This is a genomic window from Neobacillus sp. YX16, from assembly GCF_030123505.1.
Taxonomy (GTDB): domain Bacteria; phylum Bacillota; class Bacilli; order Bacillales; family Cytobacillaceae; genus Neobacillus.
Window position 1 is genome coordinate 5375533 of the sequence record NZ_CP126115.1, and the last position, 14030, is coordinate 5389562.

Annotated in this window: 9 protein-coding genes; 8 read left to right on the plus strand and 1 reads right to left on the minus strand. The window is 40.8% G+C overall.

Annotated elements, in window-relative coordinates; translation table 11 throughout:
• Positions 1–111 precede the first annotated feature (111 nt).
• The 7 genes from QNH48_RS26555 to sleB all read left to right on the plus strand — a co-directional run bounded on the left by QNH48_RS26555 (position 112) and on the right by sleB (position 11302).
• Positions 112–1440 carry a gluconate:H+ symporter gene (locus tag QNH48_RS26555; protein WP_095246520.1) on the plus strand — a complete coding sequence of 443 codons (1329 nt, stop codon included), beginning with the start codon at positions 112–114 and terminating at the stop codon, positions 1438–1440.
• Positions 1441–1590: 150 nt separating this feature from the next.
• Positions 1591–2652, plus strand: coding sequence for a glycosyltransferase (locus QNH48_RS26560; RefSeq protein ID WP_283952678.1), 1062 nt, complete (start codon positions 1591–1593; stop codon positions 2650–2652).
• Positions 2649–4049, plus strand: coding sequence for a hypothetical protein (locus QNH48_RS26565; RefSeq protein WP_283952679.1), 1401 nt, complete (start codon positions 2649–2651; stop codon positions 4047–4049). The genes QNH48_RS26560 and QNH48_RS26565 overlap by 4 nt, the downstream gene beginning before the upstream one ends.
• Positions 4046–5041: an NAD-dependent epimerase gene (locus QNH48_RS26570; protein WP_283952680.1), complete on the plus strand. Its 996-nt coding sequence runs from the start codon at positions 4046–4048 to the stop codon at positions 5039–5041. The genes QNH48_RS26565 and QNH48_RS26570 overlap by 4 nt, the downstream gene beginning before the upstream one ends.
• A 154-nt stretch (positions 5042–5195) precedes the next feature.
• Positions 5196–6482 (plus strand): helix-turn-helix domain-containing protein, encoded by a 1287-nt coding sequence (locus QNH48_RS26575; RefSeq protein WP_283952681.1) that lies wholly within the window; start codon positions 5196–5198, stop codon positions 6480–6482.
• A gap of 261 nt (positions 6483–6743) precedes the next feature.
• Positions 6744–10478 (plus strand): S8 family serine peptidase, encoded by a 3735-nt coding sequence (locus tag QNH48_RS26580; protein WP_283952682.1) that lies wholly within the window; start codon positions 6744–6746, stop codon positions 10476–10478.
• 134 nt (positions 10479–10612) lie between these two features.
• Positions 10613–11302 carry a spore cortex-lytic enzyme gene (gene sleB, locus QNH48_RS26585; protein WP_481858516.1) on the plus strand — a complete coding sequence of 230 codons (690 nt, stop codon included), beginning with the start codon at positions 10613–10615 and terminating at the stop codon, positions 11300–11302.
• Positions 11303–12236: 934 nt separating this feature from the next.
• On the opposite strand, the gene purU is transcribed toward sleB, so the two are convergent.
• Positions 12237–13136: a formyltetrahydrofolate deformylase gene (purU, locus tag QNH48_RS26590; protein WP_283952684.1), complete on the minus strand. Its 900-nt coding sequence runs from the start codon at positions 13134–13136 to the stop codon at positions 12237–12239.
• Positions 13137–13290: 154 nt separating this feature from the next.
• Between purU and QNH48_RS26595 the strand changes: the two genes are divergently transcribed.
• Positions 13291–14010, plus strand: coding sequence for a metallophosphoesterase family protein (locus QNH48_RS26595; RefSeq protein WP_283952685.1), 720 nt, complete (start codon positions 13291–13293; stop codon positions 14008–14010).
• Positions 14011–14030 lie beyond the last annotated feature (20 nt).

Below are 14030 nucleotides of genomic sequence, written 5' to 3' on the forward strand. Positions count from 1 at the left end.
ATTAAAAAATGATTCACTACTATATTAAATAATAACCTTTTCACCTACTCTTTTTTATTTTTTTAGTAAGCGTAATCAATACTACATCTAGAACTTTCAGGAGGAATTATCATGGAGAATTATTTACCAATTATTTGGGTAGCTCTCGGGGTTGCCTTGCTTCTTTTCTTAAACATGAAAGTGAAATTAAACAGTGTCCTTTCTCTTTTAATATCTGCAATGTTTGTAGGTATTGCAAACGGTCTCACACTTCCAGATGTTATCGCATCGGTTAAAGCAGGCTTTGGAGGAACGCTCGGAAGTCTTGCGCTTATTATCGGTTTTGGCGCTGTACTAGGCAAATTGATGGTTGATTCAGGTGCGGCTCAACGAGTTGCAACAACGCTCTTAAATAAATTTGGTGTAAAATATGTTGAATGGGCCATTTTACTCGTTGGTGCGATCTTCGGGATCTCCGTATTTTATGAAGTAGCCTTTATTATTTTGGCTCCACTTGTGATAAGTATCGCGATTGAAGCCAAAACACCTTTCTTACGACTTGGTATTACAATGGTAGCAGCTGCTACTATGGCGCATAGTATTTTCCCGCCACAGCCTGGTCCGGTAGCGCTTGTAGACGCATACGGTGCCGACATGGGAATGGTTTATATTTTAGGACTTGTGGTTGTAATCCCTTCTGTCATATGTGCTGGTATCATTTTACCAAGATTACTACGTAACCTAGACCGCCCAGTGCCAGCTCTATTGAAAAAAGAAAAAGAATTCACGGAAGCAGAAATGCCAGGGTTTGCTATAAGTTTACTTGTTCCATTAACCCCTGCCATCATCATTACAGCTGCAACGATTATTAATTATTTTATCGAAAAAGGTTCAACTATTTATCAAATCGTTAACTTCTTCGGAAGTGCAGAAATTAGTATGATTCTAGCTGTTTTAGTGGCAATTTATGTGTTTGGTATTCGTGTTGGCCGGACAATGTCAGACGTCATGAAATCATTCTCTGGCGCGATTGAAGGAATTGCAATGATTGTCTTTATCGTAGGTTCTGGTGGTGCTTTCAAACAAATCATCTTAGACTCAGGTGTTGGTGACACGATTGCAGCTATGATGCAAAACACAAGTGTTTCGCCATTAATTATGGCTTGGTTCATCACAGCATTGCTTCGGATTGCCACAGGTACAGGTGTTGTATCAGCCATTACGGCTGCTGGTATCGTTGGTCCACTGATTCATACCTTTGATGTAAACCCTGTATTAATGGTGTTAGCAACAGCTGCAGGAAGCAACACGATTACACACGTGAACGACGCTTCCTTCTGGCTATTCAAAGAATACTTCGGATTATCCATTAAAGACACCTTCAAAACATGGGGCCTTCTCTTGTTCGTAAACTCGATTGTCGGCCTAGGAATTGTTTTACTTCTAAGCTTATTTATATAAGGAAGAATGCGCTGCAGTCTATTCAATGACTGTGGCGCTTTTTTTCCTTTTGTGTTTTTTCCAATTTGTCCAAGCCTCCCTTTTCAAGGATGCATACCTTAATTTTAAAGAATAAAGATTTTTATACATTCTTGAAAGGAGATTAATCAATTGCCAAAAGTTATGCATTTGAACCTAAGAGTTGACCCAACCCAATACATTCCTCAAATTCGTGATATTCCTGGGTATGATTATATTCATTTGGTGCGGCAGCCCAAGTATATGATCAATCTGCCTCTACTCAATGGGCAGGTTCACTACCTGAGTGAAATTTTCTCGCCCAAGGAATATGTGAGAAAAAATAAGATAGACCTCTTACATGCGCACCATGGTCAATTAGGTCAATTACTTCTTCCATTTAAAGAAGAAACCTCTCTTCCGCTCGTAACCAGTATTCGTGGCAGAGATGCAACTCTCGCGAATCAGCCGGTTGGCTATTTAGATGGTATGAAATTGCTTTTTGATCAAGGAGAACGATTTTTCCCTGTATGTCAGTATTTAGCCCAGCAAATTAATATGTGGGGCTGTCCTGCTGAGAAAATCCGAGTACTTTATGGAGGGGTTGACCTCGATTTATTTCCATACAGGGCGCCTAATCAAAATGGTACTCAAAACATAATTTCCATTGGAAGATTAGTAGAAAAGAAAGGCCACCATATCTTAATGCAGTCCTTTAAAAAAATTCAAGCGAAATTCCCAAAAGCTACCCTCACCATCATCGGCGGAGGAGAACTGGAAGAATATCTAAAATCTCTTGCCTCCCAGCTAAATTTAGGTACTTCCTTTCGTCTATTGAATCGTGTTCCGAAAGCTATGATTCCTGAACTAATGGGACAAGCTGATTTATTTTGCGCTCCAAGCTTAACGGCGTCAACTGGTGATGTTGAGGGAATCCCGAATACGATCAAAGAGGCTATGGCCACTGGTATTCCGGTCCTCGCAACCAACCATGCTGGTATTCCAGAGATCATCAACCATAACCAAGAAGGGATATTGGTACGGGAGAACGATATCGATCATCTTGCACAAGCTTTGGAATACATGCTACTGGACAGAAGCTCTTGGGATAGATTTTCTCTTAGTGCCCGTCAAAAGGTAGAACAAAACTTTGACCAGAATAAGCAGCTTCTCCTACAGTCTAAATACTATGATGAATTGTTAGGGGGATCATGATGGAAGATTTCAGATTAATAAAAGTGGCAAAGGGTCCAAAAACTCTACTAATCGACAACCCCACCAGCTATTCATTAATTGGAATGGGTGCTCAAGGAGCCGTCTTTAAACTATCAGAGGAGCGTTGTGTGAAAATTTACAGCAGCACCCTTCAAGCTCAAATGGAATTAGAAGCATTAAAAACTGGGCAGCACTTATCTTTTTTCCCGCGTTTATATGGCTATGGTGATAACTATATCGTCATGGAATACTTTAATGCTCCCACATTAAAGGAATACCTCCGGAATTGCACCTATATCCCGGAATCCTTTACTAGAAAACTTCTTTATATTTTAAATGAAATGAAAAAGGCACAATTCACAATGGTCGACGCCCCGCTTAGACACATCTTCGTCCTTGAAAATGAAGAATTGAAAGTAATTGATCATGTGAATGCCTTCAAACGAATTCATCCCGTACCGCTAAAATTATTGAGAGATTTAAATATGATGCTGCTTAAAGAATCCTTTCTATCTCAAGTTAGAAAGATGGAACGAGAAACATATGAAATATGGCAGCAATATTTTAAAGTAAACAAATTAGATTATCGGAACATCCCCGTATATTCGGGAGGAGATGGCGAAGGAGTAAAAGTAGATAGCGCCATTTCGCAAACATTGATTGGAGCAGGCCACCAAGGTGCGGTCTATCGTATAGCAGAAGATAAATGTGTGAAGATTTATGGAAAGCCGGAACATTGTGCCTTGGAAACAAAAGTTTTATTGTCTAATCAAAAATTATCATTTATTCCCAAGGTTTATGAAAAGGGAGAAAATTATGTTGTAATGGAATATTTAGTGGGACCAGATCTAAACACATTTCTAAAAAAACAATCCACACTTCCATTGAGCGTGACTAAACAATTACTAGACATTCTAACATCCCAGAAACAAGCAGGATATAAACAAATCGATGCACCCCTACGGCATGTTTTTGTTACCAACAAAGGGTTTAAAATGGTCGACCACGTGTTCTCATTCTGGTTCATACAAAAAAGACCACTAGAACTATTTCAAAATCTTCATGAAAGAGGATTCCTTGACGCTTTCCTTGAGCAAGTAGAGACTCTTGATCCTGTCACACATGCTGAATGGACGAAAACACCTATCCCACTCACAGAGGAAGAAGCGCAATTGGAGATAAAGAAAATACCCACTGAGGAAAAAGGAAAAAGAGACCAAGGTCGTAATAGAGACGATCACCGTAAAAATGATCGTGACCATAAAAGAGGCAATGACCGTAATAAGGGACACAATCAAAAAAAAGAGCATCGGCATAATAGGGAGCACGACCATAACAGAAACCGGGGTCATAATAAGGAGCATGATCGAAAAAATCGATCCGGTAGAAGAAAATGAACATTTTAGTGACAGGAGCAGCAGGTTTTATTGGGTTCCATCTTTCTAAACGTTTGTTAGCTGAAGATTATCATGTAATCGGTGTGGACAACCTAAATGAATATTACGATGTTCGTTTAAAAAAAGAGCGGCTAAGGCAATTACAAGATAACAAGAAGTTTACCTTTTATAAAGTAGATTTGGCTGATTCAGAATCATTAAACCAAATATTTGAGAGTTACTCCATTCCAATTGTGATCAATTTAGCTGCTCAAGCTGGAGTCCGTTATAGTCTTACCCATCCACATTCCTATGTTCATTCCAATTTAGTAGGCTTTGTAAATATTTTAGAGGCATGCAGGCATTATCAAGTGGAGCACTTACTTTACGCGTCGTCTAGTTCTGTATATGGAGCCAATACCAAAACCCCCTTCTCTACCCAAGACTCTGTTGATCATCCGGTTAGTATCTACGCCGCAACGAAAAAGTCAAATGAATTAATGGCCCACACATACAGTCACTTATTTAATATCCCGACTACTGGTCTTCGTTTTTTTACCGTGTATGGACCATGGGGCAGACCGGATATGGCCTATTACTCTTTTACGAAGGATATTATCGAAGGGAATACCATTCAGGTATATAATAATGGGGATATGCTTAGAGACTTCACGTTTATCGATGATATTGTTGAAGGAATCGTCAAATTATTTGATCATCCGCCGATACCCGATTCAAACAGAAACCTTGATCCCAGTACAAGTCATGCTCCCTACAAAATCTATAATATCGGCAACAACAGTCCAGTCAGATTGATGAATTTTATTTACACGTTAGAAAAGTTAATTGGCAAAAAGGCCAACATCGAATTTCTCCCGATGCAGCCTGGAGACGTGAAAGAAACCTATGCAGATATTACTGATTTACAGAAGGCAGCCGGATTCTCCCCCGCTACCCCATTAGAAATAGGATTAGATCATTTCGTAGATTGGTATAAAAAATATCATAAATAAATGCCGGAATCCCCTCTACTTGATGGAGGGGATTTTTAGGTAGAAGTGAAAAATCGTACTATTTTACTATTAAAAGCACAAGAACAAAGACAAACAATTCAGTATACTTATCCTGAGAAAGTCATTCATTTTTACTAGAGAGCAGGTTGATTGTATGTCTATTGGAAAAGTGATTTACTATCATCGAAGAAAGCAAAATAAGACGCAAGAACAGCTTTGCCAGGGCATTTGCTCGGTTACCCACTTAAGTAAAATTGAAAATAATGTAAAAGAAGCGAATCCTAAAACGTTACAGCTGCTGTGTGAAAGACTGCATATTTCCATCGAGGAAGAAAACAAAAAGAGCGAGTTAGTAAAGCATAAGCTGGATATTTTTTACGAGACCATGGAGCGGCTGAACCAAGACAAAGCAGCTCATTTTTTAAAAGAACTGCAGGAATGCAAGGAATATGTGCATTGTACCGACATGATTTATTTGTATGAATTATATATGCTGCGTTATTACCTGCTTCTGGATGATTTTTCAACCTTTGAAAAATCATCTCAAGGTATTCATAAATATCTCTCAAAATTTACTCCTTTTGAGGCCTATGTGTGGAATTTGCTTCAAGCCATCTATTATGGAAAAAAGGAACAATTTTCCCAGGCTCTCCTATTCCTGACTAAGATAGAAGAACAGGCAGAGCAATATCAGGCTAGGATATCAGAGTATTATTATTTTCGGTCAGCCTTGCACGGTCATTTATGCCACTATTCTTTATCGATCCATTATGCGTATAAAGCCATGCAGGTTTTTCAGCAGACAAACAATCTATTAAGAATGGTTCATGTCAAAATGATATTAGCTGTTAATTTCATTTATATTGGTGAATTTGAGAAAGGGAAAGAGAAGCTTGGACATACTTTAAGTGATGCAGAGATGCTTCAGGATACGGAAACGAAGGCACTTTCTTTACATAATCTCGGGTTTTTATATTATAAACAAGGGAAACTAGGAGAATCGCTAGACTATTATTCCCAGGCTCTTCAGCACAAAGAAAAGAATACGGCTTCCTATTATATAACCATTTCCTATCTGGCCGAGGCGCTTATTACTTTTTCACAAAATGAGCAGGCTGCTGAACTGTTATCAGAGGTATTAGATTCCTTTAAGGATCAAAAATCCCCTCGCTATATTGAATTAAAAATCCTTTATTTAGAAGCATCTGGTGCTAAGAAAACGCTGATCCAATATATCATTAAACATGGACTGCCTATTATCGAACATCAAATGAATATTGATAGAGGAATGAAATATCTTCAGATGGTCGCTTCCTATTATGAAGAAAAACAGGACTATGCTTCTGCCAACCACTATCTTCATATCTGCAATCAATACCTAAAGAACCTGCTAACGAACATTGGGTCACCCGTTGACCTAAAGAAAGCAGCAGTTCGATAGAATTATGTTTACTAGAATACTAGATTTACAGGGACAATGGCATGCAGCTATTGTCCTTTTTTGTCGAATTCATTAAATTGTCCCAAGTAAATGGTGAGGAAAAGCCATTACTTTTCATCTTAATCCCTCCCTCCTCCTTTATAATCCCACTTATGAACCGCTTTTTCAGTATAATTGTCCCAATTAACAGACAATTGAAATCCATCTATAGTTAAAGGTAGATACATAATTATTTTTTACTAGAAAAGGAGAATGCGAAAGATGGGCAAGCAAAAGTATAAAAAGTATTTTGCCATGATGATGACAACAGCTCTGCTAGCGGTCCCAACACTTCAAGCATTTGCTGATGATTCAAGCAATGCGAATGGTGACAAAGCTACCGTCACGAATCTGCAAGGAATTAATGCAAAAGCAAGTACAGGAAAGCATGTCATTACCCTCATTACCGGTGATGTTGTAACGGTGACAGAGCTTGCAGATGGACAAAGTGTGATTAACGTGGAACCTGCCACTAGTGGTGGTGGTGCACGAATTTTGACAGTGGACAAAGATACATATGTTATTCCGGATCAAGCAATGCCTTATTTAGCTTCTGGTTTTTTGGATCAGGATTTATTTAATGTGACTGCACTCATTAAAGATGGGTATGATGACGCAACACAGAAGACTTTACCTGTTATCGTGCAATATTCAAAATCAAAATCTCGTTCAGGAGCGTTACCAACACCAAAAGGTTCTAAAAAGACCCATGTACTTGAGAGCATTAATGGGGTTGCCCTTTCTACAGATAAAAAAGAAGCGAGTCATTTTTGGCAGGACATAACGAAAAATCAGCAGTCTGCAAAAAACTCAAAAGCATTGTTAGCGCCAGGAATTGAAAAAATCTGGCTGGATGGCCGGGTGGAAGCAACGCTTGAACAAAGTGTCCCTCAGATTGGAGCACCAACAGCTTGGGATTCCGGTTATGACGGAAGCGGCGTAAAAGTAGCCGTGCTTGATACAGGAATTGATGCGGAACATCCAGACATCGCAGGTCAAATGGTTGATTCTAAGAGCTTCGTTCCAAATGAAGATGTTCGTGACTATCATGCGCACGGTACCCATGTGGCCTCAACTGTACTTGGAACAGGTGCTGCATCAGAAGGAAAGAATAAAGGCGTTGCTCCAGGTGCAGACCTGCTTGTTGGAAAAGTCCTTAGCAATGAAGGATATGGTCAAGATTCTTGGATTATCGATGGGATGGAATGGGCTGCTCAAAATGCTAAAATTGTTAATATGAGTATCGGCAGCAACGAGCCTAGCGATGGCACCGACCCAATGGCTCAAGCCGTGAATAACTTAACTGCAGAGACAGGTGCTCTGTTTGTCATTGCTGCAGGAAATACGGGTTCGGAAGGAATAAATTCACCAGGATCAGCAGATTCAGCTCTTACGGTAGGTGCTGTTGACAAATCTGATCATCTTGCTTGGTTCTCCTCCAAGGGACCGCAAAATGGGATTTCGGGATTAAAGCCTGACCTTACCGCACCAGGTGTAGGAATACTAGCTGCCCGTTCTCAATTTAGCAATGGCAGCGGTCCGTATAGAACGATGGATGGTACATCAATGGCTACCCCTCACGTCGCGGGAGCAGCGGCTATTCTCTCACAGCGTCATCCTGATTGGACAGGAGCGCAGCTGAAAGAGGCACTTATGAGTACAACTAAAAAGCTTGACCATATAAAGCCATTTGAAGGCGGAACGGGGCGTCTTGACGTTGTTGCAGCCACATTTGGTTCAGTTCGTGCGACAGGATCGCTGGACTTCGGATTCTATGACTGGCCGCATGATGATGACGGTTCCGTTGAGAAAACCATCACGTACACGAACGACGGTGATCATGCTGTTACACTAGACCTTTCTTCAGCAATAATAGATAGCAATGGTGCAGAAGTACCTTCTGGCTTGTTTACACTCTCAACAAACAAAGTGACAATTGAGGCTAATAGCAGTTCAGAGGTAAAGGTAACTCTTGATCCTCAGCTTGGTGCTCTTGGCGCCCGCTATCAAGGACATATTTCAGCTAATCTAAATGGGCAGAGAGTTGCTCATACTTCTTTAGGCATGATTAAAGAAGAAGAAAAGTATTCTCTCACAATCAATGCAACAGATCGCGACGGGACACCTGCTGACGCTTACTTTTACCTCCTTGGTCCAAACGGAGATCCACAGTTTATGACCGTAAAAGGTTCACGGGAACTGCGATTACTGCCAGGTACTTATTCCGTTATGGGGTGGATAGAGGTTGATAACGATACAGATCACCGCGGTATCGCTCTCGTTGGTAATCCTGAGATTAACCTAAATGGTTCACAGACTGTTGAACTAGATGCTCGTAAAGCTGAAGAGATTGAAGTAAACGTTCCTAATAAAAATGAACCCACTTATCGAAAATTAGAATATTACCGCAACACTGGAGAATCAACCGTAAATGATATTTACATCATGCCTGTATGGGTGGATAAAATGTATGCACAGCCTACAAAAGAGGTAGAAAAGGGAGAATTCACCTTGGCCACACGCTGGCGCCTTGCTGAACCGATGCTTACAATCAACTTCCAAGGCAAAGAGCTCGATGATATTCCTCAGCCCGGAAGTAAGCTTTTTAAAGGTATACACAATTTAGAGACTGTGTATGCAGGTAAAGGGGCTCCAGAGGATTATAATGGACTTAATGTAAAGGACAAGGCCGTTGTCGTTCTTCGCAGTGGTGAAGTTTCTGGCCCAGACCGTGCTGCAGCAGCATTAGCTGCCGGGGCAAAGTTTTTAATTATCGTAAATGATGGACCACGGGAGCTAAGTGAATGGGTAGGAATTGAAAATGAAGATTTTTCACTTTCTGATACACCTCTTGCCGTTGCGGGTATTAGCGGAACGGAAGGTCAAAAGCTTGTGGAGGCAGCTAGGGCTGGTAACTTAACACTAAATATTAAAGGTAAACCAGACACTGAATTCGTTTATGACCTTGTTGATATGCATCATGATGCTGTGCCAAGCAATTTAACGTATTCTCCAAAAACAAAAGATCTTGTAAAAATCGATAGCAAATATAAATCAGACCGTCCGGCACCAGGAGCGGAGTTCCGTTATGATATCCTGAGCCACAGTCATCATGGAGTCGGCTTCTTGTTCCAACTTGCACTTCCATCTGTTCGAACTGAATGGGTTTCCGCTCAAGAAGGCACATCCTGGTACCATCAGGCTAATGTACAAGACGCAGAGTGGGAAGTACGTCAGCCAAAAGTGACTTACACTCCTGGTCAGAAACTTGAAGAAGAATGGTTTTCACCTGTCGTTAGGCCACGCCTCGGAGATGGTTTCTGGACACCTTACCGTGACAGAAATTACTTTGTGCTAAATATTCCGGCATGGGCTGATTCAGGGATTGGACACACAGGAGCAGACATGAGTTATCCTGGATCGCAAACGTTAGAGTTTTATCGTGGAGATACACTCGTGAAAAAAGCAAATGGACAGGCAATCTATTCATTTGTAGCACAACCAGAGGAAAAAACGAAGTATAGAATTGTAAGCAACGCATCTCGTCATGCAGAACGCTGGAATACATCCGTTCGCACACATACCGAGTGGACATTCTGGTCTAAAAAGGAAGAAGAAACTCGTACAGCTCTGCCGCTACTTTCACTGGATTATAAAATTGATACTGACATGAACGGCAACGGTATTGCAGGCAAATCAACAAAGCTAGGGTTATCCGCGGTTCAAATTGCTGGAGCACCAGGAAACGGAGCTGTTGAAGGTGCTTCCCTTGAAGTTTCGTTTGACGAGGGCCAGACATGGAATAAGGTTGAACTAGCTACTGAAAGTAACGGCTGGACAGCAACGATTAAACATCCCAGCAAAGCTGGAAGTAATGTCTCACTACGCGCAAGCGCTTGGGATGATAAAGGCAATAGCATCAAGCAAGAAATTATTAAAGCATATGGACTAAGGTAAGTTTTAGAGGCCAGTTTTCACAACTGGTCTCTTTTTTTATGAGTAGAAAGACAAATAATATGGAAGTATATAACTAACTCAGTAAAAAGTTAGGAGGATGAACATTGCAGAGGAAAGTATGGTTGAAGATTCCACTGATTCTTATTTTTCTAACTGTTACATTTTTTTCAAATGGCGACCAGGGGAAAGAAATCCATGCGTTTTCGAACCAGGTACTTCAGCAAGGCTCTTCCGGGGAAGATGTGATTGAGCTGCAATCTCGCCTTACTTATAATGGCTTTTTTAAAAGTAAGATTGATGGTGTGTTTGGATGGAATACCTACTGGGCAGTTCGGAATTTCCAGGATCAGTTTGGTCTTCCTGTCGATGGAGTTGTCGGGGCAAAAACGAAGGCTATGCTGGTGAAAGCAACAAAATATGAAAAGCAAGGGAATTCAGGTGGTTCTAGCGCCAATGTTCCAAACGGGTACAGCCAAAACGATATCCAATTGATGGCAAATGCCGTATACGGGGAATCACGCGGAGAGCCCTACATAGGTCAAGTTGCTGTGGCCGCCGTTATTCTGAATCGAGTCCAAAGTGCCTCTTTCCCTAATACCGTCGGAGGCGTCATCTATGAACCTGGTGCCTTTACCGCTGTTGCCGATGGACAGATAAATTTAACACCAAACGAAACAGCAAAAAAAGCTGTGCTGGACGCCTTAAATGGATGGGATCCTACTGGTAATGCTATTTATTATTTTAATCCTGATACGGCCACAAGCAGTTGGATTTGGAGTCGACCGCAGATTAAGAAAATTGGGAAACATATATTTTGTAAATGAAAAAGAAAAACTGTCATCTCCAATTGAATTAAATAGATGACAGTTTTTTTAGTTTAGTTTGTCTTAATAGCTCTTATTAAAGACTAATCTCTGGCTTCCCTACTGAGTTTTGTCCTCAAGAGCCTCTATTAAAGACTAATCTCTGGCTTCCCTTTCGAGTTTTGTCCTCAAGAGCCACTATTGAAGACTAATCTCTGGCTTCCCTACTGCGTTTTGTCCTCAAGAGCCTCTATTAAAGACTAATCTCTGGCTTCCCTTTCGAGTTTTGTCCTCAAGAGCCACTATTGAAGACTAATCTCTGGCTTCCCTTTCGAGTTTTGTCCTCAAGAGCCTCTTTTAAAGACTAATCTCTGGCTTCCCTTTCGAGTTTTGTCCTCAAGAGCCTCTATTGAAGACTAATCTCTGGCTTCCCTACTGAGTTTTGTCCTCAAGAGCCTCTATTAAAGACTAATCTCTTGTTTCCCTACTGAGTTTTGTCCTCAAGAGCCTCTATTAAAGACTAATCTCTGGCTTCCCTTTCGAGTTTTGTCCTCAAGAGCCACTATTGAAGACTAATCTCTGGCTTCCCCTTCGAGTTTTGTCCTCAAGAGCCTCTTTTAAAGACTAATCTCTGGCTTCCCTTTCGAGTTTTGTCCTCAAGAGCCACTATTGAAGACTAATCTCTGGCTTCCCTACTGAGTTTTGTCCTCAAGAGCCTCTATTAAAGACTAATCTCTTGTTTCCCTACTGAGTTTTGTCCTCAAGAGCCACTATTGAAGACTAATCTCTGGCTTCCCTACTGAGTTTTGTCCTCAAGAGCCTCTATTAAAGACTAATCTCTGGCTTCCCTACTGAGTTTTGTCCTCAAGAGCCTCTTTTAAAGATTGCTTCCAGACGGTTATCAGCAACTCAACAACATACAAGCCTGACACATACGGTAGTAGCATTTATAAGTTTAAAAAACAATCGTTTTGTTTTGATGGACAATAATGCGGTCTTCGATATGCCATTTCACAGCTCTGGCCAATACACTTCTTTCGATTCTACGGCCAATTTTTTTCAGATTGTCCACGTCATTACGATGATCAACGCGGGCAATATCCTGTTCAATAATCGGCCCTTCATCAAGATCATTGGTCACATAATGGGAGGTTGCTCCAATTAACTTTACACCGCGTGCATGGGCACGTTCGTATGGTCGTGCACCAACAAACGCTGGTAAAAAGGAATGATGGATATTAATAATTTTGTTTGGATTTGCGGCTACAAAATCCGGCGTTAATATTTGCATATAACGCGCCAATATCACTAAATCAATATCATATTCTTTTAACAGTTCAAGCTGCTTAGTTTCCACCTCAGCACGAATATCCTTATTCGCCGGAATGTAATAAAACGGGATATTCAACCCTTCGACCGCATCCCTTGCTTCCTCATGGTTACTAATCACAAGAGCGATATCCGCCATTAAATCACCGCTTTGCCATTCCCATAGCAGTTCGAGTAAACAGTGAAGCTCCTTGGACACAAAGATTGCCGCTTTTTTCACATGATAGACATGCGTTAATTTCCAATCCATCGAAAACGTCTCAGCAATCGCAGCAAACTGCTCTTCCATCTCCTTCGCCTTTTCCTTTAGACCCGGGCATTCAAATTCAATTCGGATAAAAAAGACTCCGCCTTCCGGATTGGTTGAATATTGACTGGATTCAATGATATTTGCTTGATAGGAAAATAAAAATTGGGAGATGGCTGAAACAATCCCTGGCTGATCCGAACAGCTGACTAATAGACGTCCGCGGTTCCTATTTACTTTTTGAAATAATTCAATTTGGCCCTTTATATATGCGTTCATTTTTCATAACCTCTCTTTTAGTAATAGAAAAGATTATACCGTAGACAGCCCATATAAGCGAAGCTTTTCTTGAAAATTCTAATTTTTCCGACTCCCTATTTTTATTTTATAAACAAATGATGGTAAAATTTTAAAAAAGGAGGTTTTCTGTGTTATGAAAATTGCTTTCATTTCGGACATACACGGGAACGCCATTGCGCTTGAGGCCGTTCTCGAGGATATAGAAAAGCAGGGGATTGATAAGATTTATGTACTCGGTGATATCTGCTATCGCGGACCAGAGCCTAAACGCTCTCTTGATTTAGTCCGGTCTTTACATACTGAAGTAATAAAAGGAAATGCCGATGAATGGGTGGTACGCGGTGTCTCAGAAGGTGAAGTTCCAGAGAAAGCATTGGAGCTGATGAATCTTGAACGTCAATGGATTGTGGAACAACTTGAACCATCAGACATCGATTATTTGAATAGCCTGCCTGCTCAATTAAATTTAAGATTTGAGGATGTTGGAATTTCTGCTTTCCATGCTACACCTGCGAGTTTATTTGATATCGTGCTTCCAAATGCCGATGACAATCAAATTGAATCAAGTTTAATGCATGCACCTGAAGCACAAGTATATGTTTATGCACATATCCACAAGCCTTATATTCGTTTTCTCAATGGCAAGGTCATTATGAATATCGGCAGTGTGGGGTTGCCATTCGATGGTCTGGCTAAGGCATCTTACGGTATGGTTGAAATCGAGGATGGCCATCTGAAAACTTCAATCAGAAGAGTAAGCTACGAGCTCGAACGTGTCGTGGCACTCTATCATGAAGTCAACTATCCAAATGCAGAAATGATGAGCAAGGTCATACGGACTGCAAAAATATAAAAGCAAAATCGCCGCTGACA

Coding starts and splice junctions, on each gene's coding strand:
- QNH48_RS26595 (WP_283952685.1), top strand. CDS start 13,291: ATGAAAATTGCTTTCATTTCGGACATACACGGGAACGCCATTGCGCTT.
- QNH48_RS26565 (WP_283952679.1), top strand. CDS start 2,649: ATGATGGAAGATTTCAGATTAATAAAAGTGGCAAAGGGTCCAAAAACT.
- purU (WP_283952684.1), bottom strand. CDS start 13,136: ATGAACGCATATATAAAGGGCCAAATTGAATTATTTCAAAAAGTAAAT.
- QNH48_RS26580 (WP_283952682.1), top strand. CDS start 6,744: ATGGGCAAGCAAAAGTATAAAAAGTATTTTGCCATGATGATGACAACA.
- QNH48_RS26575 (WP_283952681.1), top strand. CDS start 5,196: ATGTCTATTGGAAAAGTGATTTACTATCATCGAAGAAAGCAAAATAAG.
- QNH48_RS26555 (WP_095246520.1), top strand. CDS start 112: ATGGAGAATTATTTACCAATTATTTGGGTAGCTCTCGGGGTTGCCTTG.
- QNH48_RS26570 (WP_283952680.1), top strand. CDS start 4,046: ATGAACATTTTAGTGACAGGAGCAGCAGGTTTTATTGGGTTCCATCTT.